Origin of the sequence: Enterobacter sp. Acro-832 (assembly GCF_011752745.1) — a bacterium.
Lineage (GTDB): Bacteria > Pseudomonadota > Gammaproteobacteria > Enterobacterales > Enterobacteriaceae > Enterobacter > Enterobacter quasiroggenkampii.
This window is the reverse complement of record NZ_VWWX01000003.1, coordinates 102,437-126,323: the sequence shown is the minus strand read 5'-3', so window position 1 is coordinate 126,323 and position 23,887 is coordinate 102,437. Positions and strand designations below refer to the sequence as shown.

At 54.1% G+C, this 23,887-nt stretch carries 18 protein-coding genes, 2 tRNA genes and 1 pseudogene; 3 read left to right on the top strand and 18 right to left on the bottom strand.

The window, feature by feature from the left end; all coding sequences use genetic code 11:
- Positions 1 to 73 precede the first annotated feature (73 nt).
- The 11 genes and pseudogenes from mtr to F3J31_RS11840 all read right to left on the bottom strand — a co-directional run bounded on the left by mtr (position 74) and on the right by F3J31_RS11840 (position 13,758).
- The gene (gene mtr / locus F3J31_RS11895; RefSeq protein WP_167213255.1) at positions 74 to 1,318 is read right to left on the bottom strand and encodes a tryptophan permease; all 1,245 of its coding nucleotides are present in this window, start codon (positions 1,316 to 1,318) and stop codon (positions 74 to 76) included.
- 142 nt (positions 1,319 to 1,460) lie between these two features.
- Positions 1,461 to 3,356: a DEAD/DEAH family ATP-dependent RNA helicase gene (locus tag F3J31_RS11890; RefSeq protein ID WP_048028855.1), complete on the bottom strand. Its 1,896-nt coding sequence runs from the start codon at positions 3,354 to 3,356 to the stop codon at positions 1,461 to 1,463.
- Between the two features lie 180 nt (positions 3,357 to 3,536).
- Positions 3,537 to 4,421 (bottom strand): lipoprotein NlpI, encoded by an 885-nt coding sequence (nlpI, locus tag F3J31_RS11880; RefSeq protein ID WP_008501476.1) that lies wholly within the window; start codon positions 4,419 to 4,421, stop codon positions 3,537 to 3,539.
- Between the two features lie 50 nt (positions 4,422 to 4,471).
- Positions 4,472 to 6,668, bottom strand: a pseudogene (gene pnp, locus F3J31_RS11875) (polyribonucleotide nucleotidyltransferase).
- 242 nt (positions 6,669 to 6,910) lie between these two features.
- A complete protein-coding gene (gene rpsO, locus F3J31_RS11870; RefSeq protein WP_003861789.1) occupies positions 6,911 to 7,180 on the bottom strand; it encodes a 30S ribosomal protein S15 in 270 nt (89 codons plus the stop codon).
- 154 nt (positions 7,181 to 7,334) lie between these two features.
- The gene (truB, locus tag F3J31_RS11865) at positions 7,335 to 8,285 is read right to left on the bottom strand and encodes a tRNA pseudouridine(55) synthase TruB (protein WP_063622527.1); all 951 of its coding nucleotides are present in this window, start codon (positions 8,283 to 8,285) and stop codon (positions 7,335 to 7,337) included.
- On the bottom strand, positions 8,285 to 8,689 hold the full coding sequence (rbfA, locus tag F3J31_RS11860; protein ID WP_003024988.1) for a 30S ribosome-binding factor RbfA: 405 nt from the start codon (positions 8,687 to 8,689) through the stop codon (positions 8,285 to 8,287). Before rbfA ends, truB begins: the two co-directional genes overlap by 1 nt.
- A gap of 89 nt (positions 8,690 to 8,778) precedes the next feature.
- On the bottom strand, positions 8,779 to 11,466 hold the full coding sequence (gene infB / locus F3J31_RS11855; RefSeq protein WP_045910098.1) for a translation initiation factor IF-2: 2,688 nt from the start codon (positions 11,464 to 11,466) through the stop codon (positions 8,779 to 8,781).
- 24 nt (positions 11,467 to 11,490) lie between these two features.
- Complete coding sequence (nusA, locus tag F3J31_RS11850) at positions 11,491 to 12,993, bottom strand: transcription termination factor NusA (protein ID WP_003861798.1); 1,503 nt, start codon at positions 12,991 to 12,993, stop codon at positions 11,491 to 11,493.
- 28 nt (positions 12,994 to 13,021) lie between these two features.
- Positions 13,022 to 13,474 carry a ribosome maturation factor RimP gene (gene rimP / locus F3J31_RS11845; protein ID WP_014833432.1) on the bottom strand — a complete coding sequence of 151 codons (453 nt, stop codon included), beginning with the start codon at positions 13,472 to 13,474 and terminating at the stop codon, positions 13,022 to 13,024.
- Positions 13,475 to 13,681: 207 nt separating this feature from the next.
- Positions 13,682 to 13,758: transfer RNA gene (locus F3J31_RS11840), tRNA-Met, on the bottom strand.
- A gap of 287 nt (positions 13,759 to 14,045) precedes the next feature.
- Here F3J31_RS11840 and argG point away from each other — a divergent pair.
- Positions 14,046 to 15,392, top strand: coding sequence for an argininosuccinate synthase (gene argG, locus F3J31_RS11835; protein ID WP_014833433.1), 1,347 nt, complete (start codon positions 14,046 to 14,048; stop codon positions 15,390 to 15,392).
- Between the two features lie 189 nt (positions 15,393 to 15,581).
- Here argG and F3J31_RS11830 read toward each other — a convergent pair.
- From F3J31_RS11830 to rlmE, 6 genes are all read right to left on the bottom strand, one after another.
- A tRNA-Leu gene (locus F3J31_RS11830) sits at positions 15,582 to 15,668 on the bottom strand.
- Between the two features lie 9 nt (positions 15,669 to 15,677).
- Entirely contained in the window at positions 15,678 to 16,010 is a 333-nt protein-coding gene (secG, locus tag F3J31_RS11825) for a preprotein translocase subunit SecG (protein ID WP_023309338.1), read from the bottom strand.
- 223 nt (positions 16,011 to 16,233) lie between these two features.
- The gene (gene glmM / locus F3J31_RS11820; RefSeq protein WP_021242257.1) at positions 16,234 to 17,571 is read right to left on the bottom strand and encodes a phosphoglucosamine mutase; all 1,338 of its coding nucleotides are present in this window, start codon (positions 17,569 to 17,571) and stop codon (positions 16,234 to 16,236) included.
- Positions 17,564 to 18,412, bottom strand: coding sequence for a dihydropteroate synthase (folP, locus tag F3J31_RS11815; protein ID WP_045910100.1), 849 nt, complete (start codon positions 18,410 to 18,412; stop codon positions 17,564 to 17,566). The genes glmM and folP overlap by 8 nt, the downstream gene beginning before the upstream one ends.
- 98 nt (positions 18,413 to 18,510) lie before the next feature.
- Entirely contained in the window at positions 18,511 to 20,445 is a 1,935-nt protein-coding gene (gene ftsH / locus F3J31_RS11810; RefSeq protein WP_013098921.1) for an ATP-dependent zinc metalloprotease FtsH, read from the bottom strand.
- A gap of 102 nt (positions 20,446 to 20,547) precedes the next feature.
- Positions 20,548 to 21,174: a 23S rRNA (uridine(2552)-2'-O)-methyltransferase RlmE gene (gene rlmE / locus F3J31_RS11805; RefSeq protein ID WP_003861812.1), complete on the bottom strand. Its 627-nt coding sequence runs from the start codon at positions 21,172 to 21,174 to the stop codon at positions 20,548 to 20,550.
- 127 nt (positions 21,175 to 21,301) lie between these two features.
- On the opposite strand from rlmE, the gene yhbY reads away from it, so the two are divergent.
- A complete protein-coding gene (yhbY, locus tag F3J31_RS11800) occupies positions 21,302 to 21,595 on the top strand; it encodes a ribosome assembly RNA-binding protein YhbY (RefSeq protein ID WP_003861814.1) in 294 nt (97 codons plus the stop codon).
- Positions 21,596 to 21,746: 151 nt separating this feature from the next.
- Here the strand turns inward: yhbY and greA are convergent, their stop codons facing one another.
- Positions 21,747 to 22,223 carry a transcription elongation factor GreA gene (gene greA / locus F3J31_RS11795; RefSeq protein WP_014171793.1) on the bottom strand — a complete coding sequence of 159 codons (477 nt, stop codon included), beginning with the start codon at positions 22,221 to 22,223 and terminating at the stop codon, positions 21,747 to 21,749.
- Between the two features lie 230 nt (positions 22,224 to 22,453).
- On the opposite strand from greA, the gene dacB reads away from it, so the two are divergent.
- Positions 22,454 to 23,887, top strand: a complete 1,434-nt coding sequence (gene dacB, locus F3J31_RS11790) for a serine-type D-Ala-D-Ala carboxypeptidase (protein WP_021242259.1) — start codon at positions 22,454 to 22,456, stop codon at positions 23,885 to 23,887.

Below are 23,887 nucleotides of genomic sequence, written 5' to 3'. Positions count from 1 at the left end.
ATGGCGGCTACGCCTTATCCGGCCTACGCGATCCCTGTAGGCCCGGTAAGCGTAGCGCCACCGGGCTTTGCATTTACTGATAGACAGGCAACAGATTAAAACTCGACAGCACGTGTACCAGGGCATTGCCCGCGCCGAACACCAGGATCAGCGTAATCATCGGCTTACCGCCCCAGACGCGGAATTTCGGGCTGCCGAAGCGTTTACGTGATTTACGCGCCAGCAGCGCGGGCACTATTGCCGCCCAGATGGTTGCCGCCAGTCCGGCATAGCCGATGGCGTACAGGAAGCCGTTCGGCCACAGCAGGCCGCCCACAATCGGCGGCAGGAAGGTCAGCAGCGCGGTTTTGAAGCGCCCCATCGCAGAATCATCAAAGCCAAACAGATCCGCCAGGTAGTCAAACAGGCCCAGCGTCACGCCGAGGAAAGAGCTTGCCACCGCGAAGTTAGAGAAGATGACCAGCAGCAGATCCAGGCTGCGGCTGTTCAGCACGCCGCTCAGCGCCTGCACCAGCACGTCAATGTTACCGCCCTTATGCGCAATACCGATAAATTCCGGGCGCGGGATGTTGCCCATCGTTCCGAGCAGCCAGATGACGTACAGCGCCAGCGCCAGCAGCGTGCCGTAGACCAGACACTTCACAATGGTGCGCGGATCTTTGCCGTAGTACTTCATCAGGCTCGGCACGTTGCCGTGGTAGCCGAACGACGCCAGACAGAACGGCAGCGTCATCAGCAGGTACGGCGTATAGGAGGTATTCACTTCGGCAACGTTAAACAGCGTGGCGGGCGTCACGTGCCCCAGCAGGCTGCCGAAGGTCAGGAAGAAGGTGATGACCTTCGCGCCCAGTACGATTGCCGTCATCCGGCTTACCGCTTTGGTACTCATCCAGACGATAAACGCCACGCCCAGCGCAAAGCACAGCCCGGCCAGACGCGCCGGAACGTTCAGCGACATCTCAGAGAAGGTGTGATGCAGAATCGAACCGCTTGCCGAAATATATGCGTAGGTCAGGATATAGAGCACAAAGGCAATGGACAGACCGTTCACCAGGTTCCAGCCTTTGCCCAGCAGGTCTTTGGTGATGGTGTCGAAGCTCGCGCCAATGCGGTAGTTCAGGTTGGCTTCGAGGATCATTAGCCCGGAATGGAGCATACAGAACCAGGTAAAGACCAGCGCGGCCAGCGACCAGAAGAACCACGCACCGGACATGACCACGGGCAGGGAGAACATCCCGGCACCTATAATGGTTCCGCCGATGATCACCACGCCGCCAAGCAGCGAAGGTGACGTTTGGGTGGTGGTTAGTGTCGCCATACAGCCTTTTCTCCAGTCAATCATGCGGTTCTGCATTTTAATGTGACGCACTGTACCAGTACAAGAGTACAAAGGGAATAAAAAAAGCCCCGATAGCATGTATCGGGGCTGTATATTTTACTTTACGTCAGAAGCGTAAGGCTTACGCGTCACCGAAACGACGACGGCTGGTGCCTTCTTCACGACGTGGACCACGGCTTTCGCGGCGCTCGCCGGAGAAACGACGGCCTTCACCACCGCGACCTTCGCTGCGGCCGCCTTCACGACGCTCGCCGCCGAAACCGCGACCACCGCCACGACGTTCGCCGCCACGGTCAGGACGTGGCTGTGCATCGCCCAGCAGCTGCATGTTCATCGGCTTGTTCAGGATGCGGGTACGCGTAAAGTGCTGCAGTACTTCACCCGGCATGCCTTTTGGCAGCTCGATGGTTGAGTGGGATGCGAACAGCTTGATGTTACCGATGTAACGGCTGCTGATGTCGCCTTCGTTAGCGATCGCGCCAACGATGTGACGAACTTCAACGCCATCATCACGGCCCACTTCAATGCGGTACAGTTCCATGTCACCTGCGTCGCGACGTTCACGACGTGGACGGTCTTCACCACCACGCTCTGGACGGTCACCACGTGGGCCACGATCGTTACGGTCGCCACGACGTTCGAAGCGATCGTCACGGTCACGGAATTCACGTTTAGGACGCATCGGCGCATCTGGTGGCACGATCAGGCTACGTTCGCCCTGAGCCATTTTCAGCAGTGCTGCAGCCAGGGTTTCCATGTCCAGCTCTTCGCCTTCAGCAACAGGCTGAATCTGCGACAGCAGCGCGCGGTACTGATCCAGATCGCTGCTTTCCAGCTGCTGCTGTACTTTGGCGGCGAATTTTTCCAGACGGCGTTTGCCCAGCAGCTCTGCGTTTGGCAGGTCCGCTTCTGGAATGGTCAGCTTCATGGTGCGTTCGATGTTACGCAGCAGACGACGCTCGCGGTTCTCAACGAACAGCAGCGCACGGCCAGCACGACCCGCACGACCGGTACGGCCGATACGGTGAACGTAAGACTCGGAATCCATCGGGATGTCGTAGTTAACAACCAGGCTGATACGCTCAACGTCCAGACCACGTGCTGCCACGTCGGTTGCAATCAGGATATCCAGACGACCGTCTTTCAGACGCTCCAGAGTCTGCTCACGCAGGGCCTGGTTCATGTCACCGTTCAGCGCTGCGCTGTTGTAGCCGCTACGCTCCAGGGCTTCAGCCACTTCCAGGGTCGCGTTTTTGGTACGAACGAAGATAATCGCCGCATCAAAATCTTCCGCTTCCAGGAAACGTACCAGCGCTTCGTTTTTACGCATGCCGTACACAGACCAGTAGCTCTGGCTGATGTCCGGGCGAGTGGTTACGCTGGACTGAATACGCACTTCCTGCGGCTCTTTCATGAAGCGGCGGGTAATGCGACGGATAGCTTCCGGCATGGTTGCAGAGAACAGCGCGGTCTGATGACCGTCCGGGATCTGCGCCATAATGGTTTCAACGTCTTCGATGAAGCCCATACGCAGCATTTCATCTGCTTCATCCAGTACCAGACCGCTCAGTTTAGAGAGGTCCAGGGTACCGCGCTTCAGGTGATCCAGCAGACGGCCCGGCGTACCGACAACAATCTGTGGGCCCTGGCGCAGGGCGCGTAACTGCACGTCATAACGCTGGCCGCCGTACAGGGCAACCACGTTTACGCCGCGCATATGTTTAGAGAATTCCGTCATGGCTTCTGCAACCTGAACAGCCAGTTCACGGGTTGGAGCCAGAACGAGGATCTGCGGTGCACGCAGGTCCGGATCAATGTTGTTCAGCAGCGGCAGCGAGAACGCTGCAGTTTTACCGCTACCAGTCTGGGCCATGCCCAGCACGTCACGACCAGAAAGCAGGTGTGGGATACACTCAGCCTGGATCGGAGATGGTTTTTCGTAACCCAGATCGTTAAGGGCTTCAAGGATAGGAGCCTTCAGGCCCAGATCTGCAAAAGTGGTTTCGAATTCAGCCATGTAGTACGAGTGCCTCAATGTCAATGGCGGCCAGTCTACTTAGCTCATCGTGAAAATGATTAGCAATTTTCATTGAAAAGTGTGAACCGGCTCAAAGTAGGTGTATTGACGAACAACAACGCCCTCACCAGTTAAGGTGATGGCAATCAAAAGATTACGGGCTGATGTTTATGTCGTCAGCTATTGCTGGTCCGATTCTGCCAGGTCGTCTTGCTCCTGGCCCAAGAGCGATAATTCCAACAATGCATAACGGTGCTCAACGAAGTTGTGTACGTTGTTAGCAACCGCTAATTTGAACAGTGCCGTAGCGCTGTCCTTATCCCCCAGACTTAGGTAGTACTTACCTAAATAGAAGTTGGTTTCACTGAGATGCTCAGCGAGCGAGGTGTTATCCGTTGCGTCCGCCTTGAGGCGTTCCATCAGCGTTGCTTCGCTAATGTTGCCCAGGTAGAACTCGACAATGTTCCATCCCCACTGTTCCTTGTCCGATTTATCGAAGCGCTGTTTCAGTGCCTCTTTTGCCTGCTTCTCATCGAGCTTCCGCTCAACGATGTAAAGCCACAGGCTACGGAAAGGATCATTAGGATCGTCTTGATAAAACGCCAGCAGATCATCTTGCGCTAACTTGTCACGACCGCCGTAATACAATGCGATACCGCGATTCAAGTGCGCGTAGTTGTAAGTTGGATCAAGCTCAAGTACAGAATCAAACGCTTCATAGGCAGCATCAAAATTGCCTGCCTGCGTTAAATAAATGCCTAAGTAATTGAATACTTCAGGCATATCAGGTCGGATAGCCAGCGCTTGTGAAAAATCATTTCGCGCCAATGCCCTCAGACCGAGACTATCATACAACACTCCGCGCTCATATAAAAGCTGTGCGCGTTCGTCATCGGTTAAAGCCCGACTGGCAAGTATTTGTTCCATGCGTGCCAGGATCACTTCCTGCTGCAAAGTCGGTTGCAATGGCACTGCGAGGACTTCGCTCTTACGCCAGGCAGAGTTGCTGCATCCTGCCAGCGTTAAAGCTGTCGCAACGAAACACCAGCGCAAAAAAGGCTTCATTTCCCACTCCCGAAGACAACTATTGGATGAACGTCCTGTCCCCCGGCGGCTTAACAAGGCGTCCTGCCTGATAATAGGCCCTCCGCAAAGCGGAGGGCAAATGGCAACTTACTCGCCTTGCTGTTCTGCGGCCTGTGCTTCTGGCGCAGCAGCTGGCTGAGACTGCTCGGTTGCTTCTTTAATGCTCAGACGGATACGGCCCTGGCGATCAACTTCCAGAACTTTAACCGGTACTTCCTGACCCATCTGCAGGTAATCGGTCACTTTCTCAACGCGCTTGTCAGCGATCTGAGAGATGTGAACCAGACCTTCTTTACCGCCACCGATGGCAACGAACGCGCCAAAGTCAACGATACGGGTCACTTTACCTGCATAGACGCGGCCCACTTCGATTTCTGCAGTGATTTCTTCGATGCGACGGATCGCGAATTTCGCTTTCTCGCCGTCGGTTGCTGCGATCTTCACAGTACCGTCATCTTCGATTTCGATGGTGGTGCCAGTCTCTTCGGTCAGCGCACGGATTACGGAACCGCCCTTACCGATAACATCTTTGATCTTGTCTGGATTGATCTTGATGGTGTGAATACGCGGTGCGAATTCAGAGATATCACCGCGTGGCGCGTTGATAGCCTGTTCCATCACGCCCAGGATGTGCAGACGCGCACCTTTAGCCTGGTTCAGAGCAACCTGCATGATCTCTTTGGTGATACCTTCAATTTTGATATCCATCTGCAGCGCAGAGATACCGTCGCGGGAACCCGCCACTTTGAAGTCCATATCGCCCAGGTGGTCTTCGTCGCCCAGAATGTCAGACAGAACAACATAGTTGTCGCCTTCTTTCACCAGGCCCATTGCGATACCCGCAACGGCGGCTTTGATTGGCACGCCTGCATCCATCAGCGCCAGAGAGGCACCACACACGGAAGCCATAGAAGAAGAACCGTTGGATTCGGTGATTTCAGACACCACACGTACGGTGTACGGGAATTTGTCTGCTTCTGGCATGACTGCCAGCACGCCGCGCTTCGCCAGACGACCGTGACCAATTTCACGACGCTTCGGCGAGCCAACCATACCGGTTTCGCCTACGGAGTACGGAGGGAAGTTGTAGTGGAACAGGAAGCTGTCAGTACGCTCGCCCATCAGTTCGTCGATGATCTGTGCGTCACGTGCCGTACCCAAGGTCGCGGTAACCAGCGCCTGCGTTTCGCCACGGGTGAACAGCGCGGAACCGTGAGTACGTGGCAGCACGCCAGTACGCACATCCAGACCACGGATCATGTCTTTTTCACGGCCATCGATACGCGGCTCGCCTGCCAGAACGCGGCTACGAACAACGTTTTTCTCGATAGCGTGCAGAATTTCGCTCAGCTCGTTAGCATCCAGCGTTTCGTCTTCAGCAACCAGCGTTGCGATAGTTTCAGACTTGATCACGTCAACCTGAGCGTAACGCTCCTGTTTGTCAGTGATGCGGTACGCATCGCTCAGACGAGATTCTGCCAGAGCTGCAACGCGTGCATTCAGTGCGTCGTTAGCTGCTTCTGGCTGCCAGTCCCAACGTGGTTTACCGGCTTCTTTCACCAGATCGTTGATGTTCTGGATAACAACCTGCTGCTGGTCATGGCCGAAGACCACAGCACCCAGCATCTGGTCTTCGCTCAGCAGTTCAGCTTCGGATTCAACCATCAGCACAGCGGCTTCAGTACCCGCAACCACCAGGTCCAGCTTACTTTCTTTCAGCTCTTCCTGAGTTGGGTTCAGCACGTACTGGTCATTGATGTAACCGACGCGCGCGGCACCGATTGGGCCATTGAATGGAATACCAGACAGTGACAGGGCAGCGGACGCACCGATCATCGCCACGATGTCCGGGTTAACCTGTGGGTTAACGGAAACAACGGTCGCGATAACCTGTACTTCGTTAACGAAGCCTTCCGGGAACAGCGGACGAACCGGGCGGTCAATCAGACGCGCGATCAGGGTTTCGCCTTCGCTTGGACGGCCTTCACGACGGAAGAAGCCACCCGGGATTTTACCGGCAGCGTAGGTACGCTCCTGGTAGTTAACGGTCAGCGGGAAGAAGTCCTGACCTGGTTTAGCTTTTTTCTGGCCCACAACGGTAACGAATACCGCGGTGTCATCCATGCTTACCATAACGGCAGCAGTAGCCTGACGTGCCATCATGCCGGTTTCCAGCGTGACGGTATGTTGACCATACTGGAATTTACGAACGATCGGATTCAGCAAAGTTCTGTCCTTTCTTAAATGTTTGACAGCACACCACCGGTGTGCTGTCGATTTGACCCGACCTTCTTCGCATCCTCGCGACTAATGACAACCAACACCCCCCTGGGTGAAGCCTCTCATTAGCCGCGCGAACCTCTGCAATGAAGATCATTTATAGCAACAATACAATAGTTTCCAGTGAATTGCTGCCGTCTGCTTGAAAAAAGGGGCCATCAGGCCCCCTTTTCTGAAACTCGCAAGACTTAGCGACGCAGACCCAGACGCTCGATCAGCGCGGTGTAGCGTGCAACATCTTTACGTTTCAGGTAGTCGAGCAGTTTACGACGCTGAGAAACCATACGCAGCAGACCACGACGGCTGTGGTGATCTTTTTTGTGCTCTGCAAAGTGACCCTGCAGGTGGTTAATCTGTGCAGTCAGCAGTGCAACCTGAACTTCGGTAGAACCGCTGTCGTTAGTACCACGACCAAACTCAGAAACGATTTTAGCTTTAGCTTCAACGCTTAGAGACATTTTCAAACTCCAAAGTATAAAGAATGTAAGGATGCCGATCTCTAATTCAGCAATCCCATGTACGCCCCGCAGATTGTTAAACAATTTACCAGGCGTTAAGCGGCGATATTCTACTCGTCTCCCCTGCTTATCGCAAGGTGAGCCGTTATCACCGTCACGCGTCGACCGGATATTCGACGACCAGACGACGCGGCGCAACGCGCCCTTCGCCATCCATTTCGCCCATCCCGATGAATTTCCCTTCGTCACCTTCGGTCACGCGCACCAGGCCTTCCAGCGGCGCTTCCGCCGTACGAACCGGGTTGCCGTTCTTAAAGTAAACGGACGATGTTAAAGGAAGATTAACAACCGGGAAGTCCGCAGCCGGACTGTCCATCGGCATCAGCAGCGGATCCAGCAAATCTGCCGGCGCGATCCCCTGCGCTTCAGCCTGTTCAACCAGCTCGCGCAAATGTTCCAGGGTCACCATCCGCTCCACCGGGTACTTGCTCACCGCCAGACGACGCAGGTAAATCACATGCGCGCCGCAGCCCAGTTTTTCACCGAGGTCGTCGATGATGGTGCGAATATAGGTCCCTTTCGAACAGTGCACTTCCAGCTCCAGCTCATCGCCTTCATGGCGAATAAAGAGCAGCTCATACACGGTAATCGGACGGGCTTCACGCGGGACCTCAATGCCCTGGCGCGCATATTCGTAGAGTTTTTTCCCCTGATACTTCAGTGCCGAATACATCGACGGTACCTGCATCGTATCCCCACGGAAGCTCTCCAGCGCCGCATCAAGCTGCTCCGCGCTGAACGTCACCGGACGCTCCTCCACGACCTGACCATCCGCGTCGGAGGTATCCGTGCGCTGGCCCAGCTTAGCGATAACGCGATAACGCTTATCGGAGTCGAGCAGGTACTGGGAAAACTTTGTCGCCTCTCCCAGACAGACCGGCAGCATGCCGGTTGCCAGCGGGTCGAGCGCGCCGGTGTGGCCCGCACGGTTGGCGTTAAAAATACGCTTCACTTTCTGCAGCACGTCGTTGCTGGAAGCGCCCTGGGGTTTATCCAGCAGCAGCACACCATGCACGTCGCGACCACGACGACGAGGACGACTCATCAGTCCTCCTTGCTGTCGTCCGCCGGGTTAACACGACGCTCATCGTCATGTTTAACCACGCTGGTCACCAGGTTGGACATACGCATACCTTCGACCAGCGAGTTGTCGTAGAAAAAGGTCAGTTCAGGCACGATACGCAGGCGCATCGCCTTACCGAGCAGAGAGCGGATGAAACCAGACGCTTCCTGCAGCGCTTTGATGCCGTTTTTCACTGCGGCTTCGTCCTGATCGTTCAGGAAGGTGACAAACACTTTGGCATAGGCCAGGTCACGGGACATTTCCACACCGGAAACGGTGGTCATCATGCCGACGCGTGGGTCTTTAATTTCACGTTGCAGAATGAGTGCGATCTCTTTCTGCATTTCCTGCGCTACGCGCTGAGGGCGACCAAATTCTTTCGCCATAATAAATTCTCCAGACAAAAAAGGGGCTAAAGCCCCTTTTTGAAATTATTGCCGGGTGGCGCGAGGCGATCCCGGCTTACAATCGGTAATTAAGCGATGGTACGCTGAATTTCGATGATCTCGAACACTTCGATCATATCGCCAACGCGAACGTCGTTGTAGTTCTTCACGCCGATACCACATTCCATGCCGTTACGGACTTCGTTAACGTCATCTTTGAAGCGGCGCAGGGATTCCAGCTCGCCTTCGTAGATAACCACGTTGTCACGCAGTACGCGGATTGGGTTGTGACGCTTGATGTTACCTTCGGTAACCATACAGCCCGCGATCGCACCGAATTTCGGTGATTTGAACACGTCACGTACTTCAGCCAGACCGATGATCTGCTGTTTCAGCTCAGGAGACAGCATGCCGCTCATCGCTGCTTTCACTTCGTCGATCAGGTTATAGATGACGGAGTAGTAACGCAGATCCAGACTTTCGGATTCAATCACTTTACGCGCAGACGCATCCGCACGAACGTTGAAGCCAACCAGGATAGCGTTGGACGCAGCAGCCAGGGTTGCGTCGGTTTCGGTGATACCACCTACGCCAGAACCGATGATCTTCACTTTCACTTCGTCGGTAGACAGTTTCAGCAAGGAGTCGGAGATCGCTTCCACAGAGCCCTGAACGTCGGCTTTCAGCACAATGTTCACTTCGTGAACTTCGCCCTCGGTCATGTTGGCAAACATGTTCTCGAGTTTAGATTTCTGCTGACGAGCCAGTTTAACTTCACGGAATTTGCCCTGACGATACAGTGCCACTTCACGCGCTTTCTTCTCGTCACGCACAACGGTCACTTCGTCACCGGCAGCCGGAACACCGGACAGACCTAGGATTTCCACTGGAATGGACGGACCCGCTTCCAGCACTTCCTGACCCAGTTCGTTACGCATCGCACGAACGCGACCGTATTCGAAACCGCACAGAACGATATCGCCTTTATGCAGCGTACCTTCACGAACCAGAACGGTAGCAACCGGGCCACGTCCTTTATCCAGGAAGGATTCGATAACCGCACCGCTCGCCATACCGTTACGGATGGCTTTCAGCTCCAGAACTTCGGCCTGCAGCAGGATCGCGTCCAGCAGTTCGTCGATACCGGTACCCGCTTTCGCAGACACGTGTACGAACTGGCTTTCGCCGCCCCACTCTTCCGGCAGGATACCGTACTGGGAGAGTTCGTTTTTAACACGATCGGGATCCGCTTCTGGCTTATCGATCTTGTTCACGGCAACCACAACCGGCACACCGGCTGCTTTCGCGTGCTGGATAGCTTCGATGGTCTGCGGCATGACGCCGTCGTCCGCCGCAACAACCAGAACAACGATATCCGTCGCCTGAGCACCACGAGCACGCATAGAGGTAAACGCGGCGTGGCCCGGGGTATCCAGGAAGGTAATCATACCGTTGTCAGTTTCTACGTGGTATGCACCGATGTGCTGGGTAATACCACCCGCTTCGCCAGAGGCAACCTTGGTAGAGCGAATGTAGTCAAGCAGAGAGGTCTTGCCGTGGTCAACGTGACCCATGATGGTCACTACCGGTGCGCGCGGTTCTGCCGCAGCACCAGTGTCACGGTCGCTCATTACTGCTTCTTCCAGCTCGTTTTCGCGACGCAGGATAACTTTGTGGCCCATCTCTTCCGCAACCAGCTGCGCAGTTTCCTGATCGATCACCTGGTTGATGGTTGCCATCGCGCCCAGCTTCATCATCGCTTTGATGACCTGAGAGCCTTTAACCGCCATCTTGTTCGCCAGTTCACCAACGGTAATGGTTTCGCCGATCACAACGTCACGGTTAACGGCCTGAGCCGGCTTCTGGAAGCCCTGCTGCAGAGCGGAACCTTTACGCTTGCCGCCTTTACCACCGCGAACAGCCGCGCGTGCTTCTTCACGGTCAGCTTTGGATTCAGCGTGCTTGTTACCTTTTTTCGCCGGACGCGCTGCTTTTGCATTACGACCACGGCCACGGCCGCCTTCTACTTCACGGTCGTTATCATCTTCAGCCTGACGTGCGTGCTGAGAAGTGGTCACGTGATAATCGCTGGTGTCTTCAGACTGCTCAGCGGTATCAACACCGTTCTTCTCATTTTCTTCAGCCATACGACGCGCTTCTTCGGCGACGCGGCGAGCTTCTTCTTCCAGCTTACGGCGGGCTTCTTCTTCCGCTTTACGCTTCAGCTCGGCAGCTTCATTTTCACGGCGGGCTTTTTCAGCCTGGGCGGTTTTGGTCATTTCGTCTGTCTGTTGATTGCTCACTTTGTCTTTTTCCGCAGCGTCACGCTTCACTTTATCACTTGCGTCGCGTTTCGCTTTTTCTGCGGCCTCACGTTCAGCTTTTAATTCTGCTTCACGTTTGGCGGCTGCTTCCGCCTCACGCTGAGCTTGTTCTTCCGCTTCACGCTGTGCCTGCTCTTCCGCAGCAAGGCGTTCTGCCTCTTGCGGATCACGTTTTACAAAGGTGCGCGTCTTGCGGACTTCAATTTGTACCGATTTGCTTTTGCCACCGGTACCAGGGATGTTTAACGTGCTACGCGTTTTGCGCTGCAGCGTTAACTTGTCAGGCGTAGAGCCGTGTTCACGGTTCAGGTGCGTTAACAAGGTTTGTTTTTCTTGCGCGGTCACCGAGTCATCAGCGGACTTCGGGATCCCTGCATCAGCAAATTGCTGTACCAGGCGGTCCACGGAGGTCTGAATCTCAGCAGCCAGCGATTTTACAGTTACATCAGTCATGCTGTTCCTTCCTGCTACAGTTTATTACGCTTCGTCGCCGAACCAGCAAATATTACGTGCGGCCATGATGAGCTCGCCGGCTTTCTCGTCGGTTAAACCTTCGATATCAGCCAGGTCATCAACGCCTTGCTCAGCGAGATCTTCCAGCGTACAAACACCACGGGCAGCCAGCTTGAACGCAATCGCACGATCAAGACCTTCCAGATTCAGCAGGTCATCAGCCGGCTTCTTATCGCCAAGGCTTTCTTCCTGAGCCAGTGCCAGGGTGGTCAGTGCGTTTTTAGCGCGTTCACGCAGGGCTTCAACGGTTGGTTCATCCAGACCGTCAATTTCCAGCAGCTCTTTCATTGGCACATAGGCCAGTTCTTCCAGCGTAGAGAAACCTTCTTCAACCAGAACAGTGGCGAAGTCTTCGTCAATATCCAGGTATTTCGTGAAGGTATCGATCGCAGCATGGGCTTCAGCCTGATGCTTAGCCTGCAGGTCATCAACGGTCATGACGTTGAGTTCCCAGCCGCTCAGCTGTGACGCCAGGCGTACGTTCTGGCCGTTACGGCCGATTGCCTGCGCCAGGTTGCCCGCTTCAACAGCGATATCCATGGTGTGTTTGTCTTCGTCAACAACGATAGACGCCACATCAGCCGGAGCCATTGCGTTGATCACGAACTGCGCCGGGTTGTCATCCCACAGAACGATATCAATACGTTCGCCGCCCAGCTCAGTAGAAACTGCCTGGACACGCGCACCGCGCATACCGACGCAAGCACCGACCGGGTCGATACGCTTGTCGTTGGTTTTCACCGCAATTTTCGCACGGGAGCCCGGATCGCGAGCCGCCGCTTTAATCTCAATAACTTCTTCACCGATTTCCGGTACTTCGATACGGAACAGTTCTACCAGCATTTCTGGTTTAGAACGGGTCACGAAGAGCTGTGCACCACGCGCTTCAGGGCGAACGGCGTACAGAACGCCGCGAATACGGTCGCCTGGGCGGAAGTTTTCACGCGGCAGCATATCTTCACGCAGGATCACGGCTTCAGCGTTACCCGGCAACCCTTCGGATTTGATCTCCAGGGAGATGTTGTCGCGGTTCACTTTCTTCACCACGCCGGTGATGATTTCGCCTTCCTGATCGCGGAACTGATCGACAACCAGCGCGCGCTCGGCTTCGCGCACTTTCTGCACGATAACCTGTTTAGCGGTCTGGGTGGTGATACGGTCGAAGGTCACAGATTCAATCTGATCTTCAACGTAGTCACCCACGTTCAGACTTTCGTCTTCAAAACGGGCGGCTTCCAGCGTGATCTCTTTGGTCGGCTGGGTCACTTCTTCAACGATTACCCAACGACGGAATGTATCGAAGTCACCGCTTTTACGATCGATTTCTACGCGAACATCGATCTCTTGTTCATATTTTTTCTTGGTTGCTGTAGCCAGTGCACTTTCCAGCGCTTCAAAAATCTTCTCACGCGGCAGTGATTTCTCGTTGGAGACGGCTTCAACAACAGCCAAAATTTCTTTGTTCATCGCGGGCTTTTCACCTCAATCCAGACTGTTAAAAGTGGGGAACCAGGTTCGCCTTCTGGATATTACTCAGCGCGAACACTTCATCTTTGCCTTCGACTGTCACCGTGATCATTTCACCATCAACGGCTTTGATAATTCCCTGCCATTTACGGCGGTTCTGTACGGCCATACGCAGAACGAGAGCCACTTCTTCACCGGTAAAGCGCACATAGTGCTCGGCCGTGAACATCGGGCGATCGAGGCCAGGTGAGGAAACTTCCAGGTTGTACGCAACGGTAATTGGGTCTTCAACATCAAGAACCGCACTCACCTGGTGGCTGACATCAGCACAATCATCAACATTGATGCCATCTTCACTATCAATATAGATGCGCAGCGTCGATGTACGGCCGCGAACGAATTCGATGCCGACCAGTTCGTAGCCCAGTGCTTCGACCGGTGCAGTAATCATCTCTGTTAATTTTTGCTCTAATGTGGACAAGCCCACCCCCAAGACATAAAAAAAGGGCGTAAAGCCCAGTTATTCTGTAGTCAGATAACAAAAAACCCCGATAAATCGGGGCTTTAGATAACTGAACCCTGTAGCCACAACTGTGGCCTGGAGCACTTTCCTAAAGAATTTTTTCAAATCCAGCTACGAAGGCTCTAAGTCTTCACAGTATATTTGAAAAAGAACTTTATGGGAAAGTGGTTGCGGGGGCCGGATTTGAACCGACGACCTTCGGGTTATGAGCCCGACGAGCTACCAGGCTGCTCCACCCCGCGCCTGAAACGTGGCAAATTCTACGCGTTTTGGACAGAATTTGCAAATAATGCTGGGATTTGGTACCGAAGACGGGACGTAAAATCGGCGTTTAGTATATTGATAGTTGACCCCACCTGTCAAGGCGACTTCCGCCAGATCGATCAGACCAAAATTTTTACAAAAAACGCACGAGTCTCTTCCGGTCTTCGCCAAAAGATGATTAAATGAATACTCACTTATTTTGCATAAAAATGCACAAGAGAGCGAAAGCGGTCTCTAATCAGTCAATCAAGCAGGGTTTTATTCTATGACGACGATTCTCAAGCATCTTCCGGTAGGACAACGTATTGGCATCGCTTTCTCAGGTGGCCTGGATACCAGCGCTGCACTGCTGTGGATGCGCCAGAAGGGAGCGGTTCCGTATGCCTATACTGCGAACCTGGGTCAGCCGGATGAGGACGATTATGATGCCATTCCTCGTCGCGCGAAAGAGTATGGTGCAGAGAACGCGCGCCTGATTGACTGCCGTAAGCAACTGGTCGCGGAAGGTATCGCGGCGATTCAGTGTGGTGCATTCCATAACACCACCGGCGGCCTGACCTATTTCAACACCACTCCGCTGGGCCGTGCGGTGACCGGCACCATGCTGGTTGCCGCCATGAAAGAAGACGGCGTTAACATCTGGGGTGACGGCAGCACCTATAAAGGAAACGATATCGAACGTTTCTATCGTTATGGCCTGCTGACCAACGCCGAACTGCAGATTTATAAACCGTGGCTGGATACCGACTTCATCGACGAGCTGGGTGGTCGTCATGAGATGTCCGAGTTTATGATCGCCTGCGGTTTTGACTATAAGATGTCAGTCGAGAAAGCTTACTCCACCGACTCCAACATGCTGGGTGCGACGCACGAAGCGAAAGACCTGGAATTCCTGAACTCCAGCGTGAAGATCGTTAACCCAATCATGGGCGTGAAGTTCTGGGACGAGAACGTGAAGATCCCGGCAGAAGAAGTGACCGTACGTTTCGAACGCGGTCATCCGGTTGCGCTGAACGGCAAAACCTTCTCTGACGATGTGGAGCTGATGCTGGAAGCAAACCGCATCGGCGGTCGTCATGGTCTGGGCATGAGCGATCAGATTGAAAACCGTATCATCGAAGCAAAAAGCCGTGGTATCTATGAAGCCCCGGGGATGGCGCTGCTGCACATCGCTTACGAGCGTCTGCTGACCGGCATTCACAACGAAGACACCATTGAGCAGTATCACTCTCATGGCCGTCAGCTGGGCAAACTGTTGTATCAGGGCCGCTGGTTCGATCCGCAGGCGCTGATGCTGCGTGATGCGCTGCAGCGTTGGGTGGCAAGTGCAATCACCGGTGAAGTGACCCTGGAACTGCGTCGCGGTAACGACTACTCCATTCTGAACACCGTGTCTGACAACCTGACCTATAAAGCAGAGCGTCTGACCATGGAGAAAGGTGAATCCGTGTTCTCACCGGACGATCGTATTGGCCAGCTGACCATGCGTAACCTGGACATCACCGATACCCGTGAGAAGCTGTTCAACTATGTTGAGAACGGTTTGCTGTCAGCCAGTTCAGGTAACGGCCTGCCGCAGGTTGAAAACCTGGAGCACAGCGATAAGAAATAATCGCTGATGTAGCATGCAAAAGGCGTCCTGGGGACGCCTTTTTTATTTGGACTTTCGTAGGGCGGGTAAGCGCAGCGCCACCCGCCATTTTGCCCGATGGTGGCGCTGCGCTTACCGGGCCTACGAAAAACAACACATAATCTACAGACGAAAAAAAAGACGTCTTTCGACGTCTTTCTTCTGGAATATTGGTACCGAGGATGGGACTCGAACCCACAAGCCCGTTAGGGCACTACCACCTCAAGGTAGCGTGTCTACCAATTCCACCACCTCGGTACAGAATACTTAGTGCGGGATATCGCTGGTTGGCTTAGCCGGTGCAGCTGGCTGAGTCTGCTCAGTTTTTGCTGGCGCGCTCAGGTTTTCCCACTCGCTTCCTTTGCTGGTCTTGTTGCTGTTGATATTGCCAAGCACCAGGCTGATGATGAAGAACAGCGTAGCCAGAATCGCCGTAGTGCGGGTCATGAAGTTCGCAGAACCACTTGAACCAAACAGCGTACCGGAAGCGCCTGCTCCGAAGGAGGCTCCCATATCAGCGCCTTTACCTTGCTGCAGCATAATCAGCGCTACGAGAGCGATGGCCACAATAAGGAAAACAACTAAAAGAGCTTCGTACATAATCAACCTGTTCCTTGCGGATTTGCCGCATACCAATGCTTCGACCAATTAGCAGGATTTTTGTTTCCCACTGAAGCGGGTGTGAATACTAACCAAAGCGAATCACCTTCGCAAGGGCATTTTCGACGCATTGTATCAACTGCGGAAAAAAACAGCAAAAAGCCATTAATTGCTTAAAACAAAGGCGGCAAACGCCGCCTTTTTAAACATTTAGCGTGCAAGATTATGCAGCTTTTACGGCATCCGCAATACGGTGCGCAAATTCGGTTACCTGCGCTTCGTCTTCGCCTTCCACCATTACGCGGATCAGCGGTTCGGTACCAGACTTACGCAGCAGCACGCGTCCACGGCTGCCGAGGGCCGCTTCAACGTCAGCCATCACCGCTTTCACGTTCTCATTTTCCAGCGGGTCGCCTTTGCCGGCAGTGAAACGTACGTTGACCAGAATCTGTGGGAACATTTTCATGCCGCTGCACAGATCGTGCAGGCTCATATGGTTGCGCGCCATCGCGGCAACCACCTGCAACGCGGCCACAATACCGTCACCGGTGGTGGTTTTGTCGAGCAGGATCACGTGACCTGAGTTCTCCGCGCCGATACGCCAGCCCTTCTCCTGCAATTTTTCCAGTACATAGCGGTCACCCACTTTCGCGCGAACGAACGGAATACCGAGCTGTTTCAGCGCCAGTTCCAGGCCCATGTTACTCATCAGCGTCCCGACCGCACCGCCGCGCAGCTGACCCTGACGCAGACCTTCACGCGCAATAATGTAGAGGATCTGGTCGCCGTCGACCTTGTTACCTTCGTGATCAACCATGATCACGCGGTCACCGTCGCCGTCCAGCGCAATGCCCAGATCGGCTTTTTCTGCCAGAACGCGCGCCTGCAGGGCACGAACATCCGTCGCACCGACCTGCTCGTTGATGTTCAGACCATCCGGCTCACAGCCAATGGCGATCACTTTCGCACCGAGCTCGCGGAAGACATTCGGGGCGATGTGATAGGTCGCGCCATTTGCGCAGTCCACCACAATTTTGAGGTGCGCCAGGCTCAGCTCATTCGGGAAGGTGCCTTTACAGAATTCGATATAGCGACCCGCCGCATCAACGATACGGTTCGCTTTACCCAGTTCGGCGGAATCAACACAGGTGATCTCTTTTTCCATTTCAGCTTCAATGGCTTCTTCCACCTCATCCGGCAGCTTGGTGCCATCAATAGAGAAGAATTTAATGCCGTTGTCGTAGAACGGGTTGTGAGAGGCCGAGATGACAATCCCCGCTTCCGCACGGAAGGTGCGCGTCAGATACGCGACCGCAGGCGTTGGCATTGGGCCTGTAAAAGAAGCGGACAGTCCAGCCGCCGCCAGACCCGCTTCCAGCGCGGATTCCAGCATATAGCCGGAAATACGGGTGTCTTTACCGATGATAATTTTACGTGAGCCATGACGCGCCAGAACCTTACCGGCAGCCCAGCCGAGCTTCAGGACAAAATCAGGGGTGATGGGAGCATCGCCTACGCGCCCGCGGATACCGTCGGTACCAAAATATTTACGATTACTCATAGCGTTTGTTTTCCTTCGCTGCCAGTGTGGCTTCCACCACACGCATGGCTTCTACTGTTTCTTTGACGTCATGGACACGAATGATGTGCGCACCCTGCATCGCCGCAATCACCGCGCAGGCCAGGCTGCCGCTCAGGCGTTCGCTCGGGCCTACATTCAGCAACTGGCCAATCATCGATTTCCTCGACATCCCCACCAGCAGCGGCAGGCCAAAGTGATGAAATTCCGATAAGCGCGCAAGCAGCGCATAGTTGTGGGAGAGATTTTTACCGAAACCGAACCCCGGGTCGAGCAGCAATTTCTCTTTTGGGATACCTGCACGTTCACAACGTTCGATATGCTCAATAAAGAAGCGGTTTACGTCGGCGAAGACATCGTCATACTTCGGCGCGTCCTGCATGGTTTTCGGCTGCCCCTGCATATGCATCAGGCAAACCGGCAGCCCGGTTTCCGCAGCCGCCTCAATCGCCCCCGGTTCGGTAAGTGAACGAATATCATTGATAATGTGAGCGCCCACCCTCGCTACTTCACGGATCACTTCCGGTTTGGAAGTATCAACGGAGATCCACACTTCAAACCGCTGCGCGATAGCTTCAACGACCGGCACCACGCGCGCCAGCTCTTCTTCCACAGACACGTCCGCCGCACCGGGACGCGTCGATTCGCCGCCAACATCAATGATGGTGGCACCCGCATTGATCATTAAATTCGCGTGCTTAACCGCCTCGATAAGCGTGTTATGCGTGCCACCGTCAGAGAAGGAGTCAGGGGTAACATTCAGGATCCCCATCACATGGGGATGTGAAAGATCGAGATGCGAGTCCTGAGCGAATAATTTCATGGCGAAATCCCTGATATCTAAATGGTTAAACAGAAATGAAAAACCCCGGAGCAAGCTCCAGGGTTTGAGTTACAGACAAACGCTTCAACAGCAGTGACTTACTTATCGCCCAACTGTTCTGACATGGTGTTGCCCGGGTTTGGCGTACGCGGTTCATCAACCGGACGCGGCGCACGCGGGGTGCCATTGTTGTCAGAGTTATTGGAAGCGCCTGGGTCTTCCCAGCCTGCTGGCGGACGCACTTCGCGGCGCGCCATCAGGTCGTCAATCTGCGGTGCATCGATGGTCTCATATTTCATGAGCGCATCTTTCATGGAATGCAGAATGTCCATGTTGTCATTCAGGATCTGACGCGCGCGACCGTAGTTACGTTCAATCAGCGCTTTCACTTCCTGGTCGATGATACGAGCCGTTTCATCGGACATATGTTTCGCTTTTGCCACGGAGCGGCCCAGGAACACTTCGCCCTCTTCCTCTGCATAGAGCAGTGGACCGAGTTTGTCGGAGAAGCCCCACTGCGTCACCATGTTACGCGCCAGGTTTGTCGCCACTTTAATGTCGTTCGACGCACCGGTAGAAACATGTTCCGGACCGTAGATAATCTCTTCGGCCAGACGACCGCCGTACAGGGTTGAGATCTGGCTTTCCAGCTTCTGACGGCTGGCGCTGATCGCGTCGCCTTCAGGCAGGAAGAAGGTCACACCCAGCGCACGACCGCGCGGAATAATCGTCACTTTATGCACCGGATCGTGTTCCGGCACCAGACGACCAATAATCGCGTGACCGGCTTCGTGGTAAGCCGTGGACTCTTTCTGCGCTTCCGTCATCACCATGGAGCGACGTTCCGCACCCATCATGATCTTGTCTTTCGCTTTCTCGAACTCCACCATCGACACGACGCGCTTGTTACCGCGAGCGGCAAACAGTGCAGCTTCGTTGACCAGGTTAGCGAGATCCGCACCGGAGAAGCCCGGAGTACCGCGCGCAATGATTGCCGCGTCGATGTCGGGTGCCAGCGGTACGCGACGCATGTGAACTTTCAGAATCTGTTCACGACCGCGAACATCCGGCAGACCGACAACAACCTGACGGTCGAAACGGCCTGGACGCAGCAGCGCCGGGTCAAGAACGTCCGGACGGTTAGTCGCCGCGATAACGATGATACCTTCGTTACCTTCGAAGCCGTCCATCTCAACCAGCATCTGGTTCAGCGTCTGTTCACGTTCATCGTGACCGCCACCCAGGCCTGCGCCACGCTGGCGGCCTACGGCGTCGATTTCATCGATGAAGATAATGCACGGTGCTGCCTTCTTGGCCTGCTCGAACATGTCACGCACACGAGATGCACCAACACCCACGAACATTTCGACGAAGTCAGAACCTGAAATAGTAAAGAACGGCACCTTCGCTTCACCCGCGATGGCTTTCGCCAGCAGGGTTTTACCGGTACCCGGAGGGCCAACCATCAGCACGCCTTTCGGGATTTTACCGCCCAGTTTCTGGAAACGGCTCGGCTCACGCAGGTATTCAACCAGTTCACCGACCTCTTCTTTCGCTTCGTCACACCCGGCAACGTCCGCAAAAGTGGTCTTGATCTGATCTTCCGTCAACATACGCGCCTTGCTCTTACCGAACGACATGGCACCTTTGCCACCGCCGCCCTGCATCTGGCGCATAAAGAAGATCCAGACGCCGATAAGAAGCAGCATCGGGAACCAGGAAATGAAGATAGAAGCCAGCAGGCTTGGCTCTTCTGGCGGCTCACCTACCACCTTGACGTTTTTAGTCAGAAGGTTATCAAGCAGCTTAGGATCGTTCACCGGGATGTAAGTCGTGTAACGGTTACTATCTTTCTTGGTAACGTTGATCTCACGTCCGTTGATACGCGCTTCGCGAACCTGGTCCTGATTGACCTCCTGCAGGAAGGTAGAATAATCCACCTTGCGGCCATTCGACTCGCTGGGCCCAAAGCTCTGGAATACTGACATCAGCACAACGGCAATGACCAGCCAGAGTATTAGGTTTTTCGCCATGTCACTCAAGGGATTAACCTCATATTACAACTGTGTTAAAAACAGCGTCAGGATACTCTATATCCAGTTTCATTCAAACTTTCGTCTGAAATCTCCCGGTTATCATTTTCGCCCGGTCGCTACAATATACACTTCACGGGAACGGGCCCGGGAAGAGTCCGGCTTACGAACTTTGACCTTCGCAAACAGGGAGCGAATTTCCTTAAGATACTCCTCGAAACCTTCGCCCTGAAACACCTTCACAACAAAACTACCACCAGGCGCTAGTACATCACGACACATTTCTAACGCTAGCTCCACCAGATACATGGCGCGGGGGATATCCACCGCCGGTGTTCCGCACATATTTGGTGCCATATCTGACATGACAACCTGGACCTTACTGTCACCTACACGATCAAGTAACGCTTTCAGCACTAATTCATCACGAAAGTCGCCCTGAAGGAAGTCGACACCGACGATGGGATCCATTGGTAAAAGATCGCACGCGATGATTCGGCCCGTTCCGCCGATCTGCGTTACCGCATACTGAGACCATCCGCCAGGTGCCGCACCGAGGTCAACAACCGTCATCCCCGGCTTAAAAAGTTTGTCACTTTGCTGTATTTCATCAAGTTTAAACCAGGCACGGGAACGCAACCCCTTTTTCTGTGCCTGTTGAACATATTTATCGCTAAAGTGTTCCTGGAGCCAGCGGCTGGAGCTGGCAGAACGCTTTTTACCTGTCATTTAACATTTCCGTCCTGGTTCATCGTTGCTTGCCTGTGACGTAAATTTCTACGCAGCTATTTGGCGATATAAGGGAGATGGCGGTAGAATGAACCGTTTTCAATCCCAACGTAAGCAAAAATATACGATGAATCTGAGTACTAAACAAAAACAGCACCTTAAAGGTCTGGCACATCCGCTCAAGCCTGTAGTGATGCTTGGCAACAATGGTTTGACCGAAGGGGTGCTTGCCGAGATTGAACAAGCGCTGGAACACCACGAGCTGATCAAGGTGAAAATCGCCTCTGAAGACAGAGACACTAAAAACCTGATCGTGGAAGCCATCGTGCGCGAAACCGGCGCCTGTAATGTACAGGTCATCGGTAAAACGCTGGTGCTCTACCGCCCGTCTAAAGAGCGTAAAATCTCGCTGCCACGTTAAGGATATCCTGAATTAAACACATTTTCTGTGTGAAACGAGGGATTTCTGTCAGCAGGCGAGCAAAATGCCATGCTCCTTGAGTTGATAAAAGGCCGCTACGCGGCCTTTTTCTTTTCTTTACAATGTATCAACATCTTAGTAGAGAAGCGAATTACAGGTATTCAACCTTAATAATTTCGTATTCTACTTCACCGCCAGGGGTGCGGATGGTGACAACATCGTCCTGCTCTTTGCCAATCAGGCCGCGAGCAATCGGCGAGTTCACCGAAATCAGGTTCTGTTTGAAATCAGCTTCATCATCACCCACGATGCGATAGGTCTGCTCTTCGTCGTTGTCCAGGTTCAGCACGGTAACGGTAGAACCAAAGATCACACGGCCATTATTCGGCATCTTAGTGATATCGATAACCTGTGCATTGGACAGCTTTGCTTCGATATCTTTAATACGCCCTTCACAGAAACCCTGCTGCTCACGCGCGGCGTGGTATTCAGCATTCTCTTTCAGGTCGCCATGCTCGCGCGCATCCGCGATAGCGGCGATGATTTCAGGACGACGCACGGATTTCAGGAAATCCAGCTCTTCGCGCAGTTTTTCGGCACCACGTAAGGTCATCGGAATAGCTTGCATTTGTTATACCTCTTAAACATTCCTGTTGGGAGCAGTGTTCCCTGCTCCTGCCCCCCTTTAAGCGGGCAAGAAGCAAAAAGAAAACCGACCCGGGAGCGATGCCCCAGGTCAGCAGCAATTTTTCAATTTGATACGCATTTTACCGCGAAGTTCACTATGGGTCATCGTTTACTTTGCAGTGCCATGCACCGTAGTATGACGGTTTGTTTTCGGGTTGTTAGCGCGAGATTATGCGATTTTCCAGTTTTATCATCGGATTGACTACCAGTATAACGTTCACCGCTCAGGCCGCGAATGTTGATGAGTACATTAATCAGCTTCCCGCAGGCGCGAACCTCGCCCTGATGGTGCAGAAGGTTGGCGCACAGGCTCCCGAGATTGACTATCACAGTCAACAGATGGCGCTGCCTGCCAGTACCCAAAAGGTGATCACCGCCCTCGCCGCCCTGCTCCAGCTCGGGCCTGACTTCCGTTTTACGACCACTCTTGAAACCAAAGGTAACGTCGAGGGTGGCGAACTTAAAGGCGATCTTATCGCCCGTTTTGGCGGCGATCCGACCTTTAAACGCCAGGATATCCGCAATATGGTTGCGGTGCTGAAAAAAACCGGCGTGCAGAAAATTGACGGCAATGTGCTGATCGATACCTCCATCTTTGCCAGTCACGATAAAGCCCCCGGCTGGCCGTGGAACGACATGACGCAGTGCTTTAGCGCCCCGCCCGCCGCCGCGATTGTTGACCGCAACTGCTTCTCGGTTTCGCTTTACAGTGCGCCAAAGCCGGATGATTTAGCGTTTATCCGCATAGCGTCCTACTACCCGGTCACCATGTTTAGTCAGGTCCGCACGCTGGCCAAGGGCTCTCCTGATGCACAGTACTGCGAACTGGATGTGGTGCCAGGCGATCTTAACCGCTTCACGCTGACCGGCTGCCTGACGCAGCGCGCCGATCCGCTGCCGCTGGCCTTTGCGATACAGGATGGCGCAAGCTATGCAGGCGCCATTCTGAAAGATGAGCTGAAACAAGCGGGAATAACCTATTCCGGTACCCTGCTTCGTCAGACGCAGGTCAACCAGCCCGGCACGGTCATCGCCAGCAAACAGTCTGCGCCGCTGCACGATTTACTGCGAATAATGCTGAAAAAGTCGGACAACATGATTGCCGATACGGTGTTCCGCATGATTGGTCACGCCCGTTTCGGCGTGCCGGGAACCTGGCGCGCGGGTTCAGACGCGGTTCGGCAGATCCTGCGCCAGCAGGCGGGGATCGATCTGGGTAATACCATCGCCGTCGATGGCTCCGGACTATCGCGCCATAATTTGATCTCTCCGGCCACGATGATGCAGGTGCTTCAGTACATTGCACAACATGACACTGAGCTAAACTTTATTTCAATGCTGCCGCTGGCCGGGCATGACGGTTCACTGCAGTACCGCGCAGGGCTTCACGCCGCGGGCGTGGATGGCAAAGTCTCCGCGAAAACAGGCTCACTGCAGGGGGTTTATAACCTTGCAGGCTTCATCACTACCGCCAGCGGACAGCGCATGGCATTCGTGCAGTATCTTTCCGGCTATGCCGTCGAACCGACCGACCAGCGCAATCGTCGTATTCCGCTGGTTCGCTTCGAAAGCAGGCTTTATAAGGACATCTACCAGAATAACTAG

Excerpts from the sequence above, each read along its gene's own strand:
- glmM (WP_021242257.1), bottom strand. The coding sequence starts at position 17,571 with ATGAGTAATCGTAAATATTTTGGTACCGACGGTATCCGCGGGCGCGTA.
- greA (WP_014171793.1), bottom strand. The coding sequence starts at position 22,223 with ATGCAAGCTATTCCGATGACCTTACGTGGTGCCGAAAAACTGCGCGAA.
- mtr (WP_167213255.1), bottom strand. The coding sequence starts at position 1,318 with ATGGCGACACTAACCACCACCCAAACGTCACCTTCGCTGCTTGGCGGC.
- F3J31_RS11890 (WP_048028855.1), bottom strand. The coding sequence starts at position 3,356 with ATGGCTGAATTCGAAACCACTTTTGCAGATCTGGGCCTGAAGGCTCCT.
- infB (WP_045910098.1), bottom strand. The coding sequence starts at position 11,466 with ATGACTGATGTAACTGTAAAATCGCTGGCTGCTGAGATTCAGACCTCC.
- argG (WP_014833433.1), top strand. The coding sequence starts at position 14,046 with ATGACGACGATTCTCAAGCATCTTCCGGTAGGACAACGTATTGGCATC.
- nlpI (WP_008501476.1), bottom strand. The coding sequence starts at position 4,421 with ATGAAGCCTTTTTTGCGCTGGTGTTTCGTTGCGACAGCTTTAACGCTG.
- nusA (WP_003861798.1), bottom strand. The coding sequence starts at position 12,993 with ATGAACAAAGAAATTTTGGCTGTTGTTGAAGCCGTCTCCAACGAGAAA.
- folP (WP_045910100.1), bottom strand. The coding sequence starts at position 18,412 with ATGAAATTATTCGCTCAGGACTCGCATCTCGATCTTTCACATCCCCAT.
- rlmE (WP_003861812.1), bottom strand. The coding sequence starts at position 21,174 with ATGACAGGTAAAAAGCGTTCTGCCAGCTCCAGCCGCTGGCTCCAGGAA.
- secG (WP_023309338.1), bottom strand. The coding sequence starts at position 16,010 with ATGTACGAAGCTCTTTTAGTTGTTTTCCTTATTGTGGCCATCGCTCTC.
- dacB (WP_021242259.1), top strand. The coding sequence starts at position 22,454 with ATGCGATTTTCCAGTTTTATCATCGGATTGACTACCAGTATAACGTTC.
- ftsH (WP_013098921.1), bottom strand. The coding sequence starts at position 20,445 with ATGGCGAAAAACCTAATACTCTGGCTGGTCATTGCCGTTGTGCTGATG.
- yhbY (WP_003861814.1), top strand. The coding sequence starts at position 21,302 with ATGAATCTGAGTACTAAACAAAAACAGCACCTTAAAGGTCTGGCACAT.
- rbfA (WP_003024988.1), bottom strand. The coding sequence starts at position 8,689 with ATGGCGAAAGAATTTGGTCGCCCTCAGCGCGTAGCGCAGGAAATGCAG.
- truB (WP_063622527.1), bottom strand. The coding sequence starts at position 8,285 with ATGAGTCGTCCTCGTCGTCGTGGTCGCGACGTGCATGGTGTGCTGCTG.
- rpsO (WP_003861789.1), bottom strand. The coding sequence starts at position 7,180 with ATGTCTCTAAGCGTTGAAGCTAAAGCTAAAATCGTTTCTGAGTTTGGT.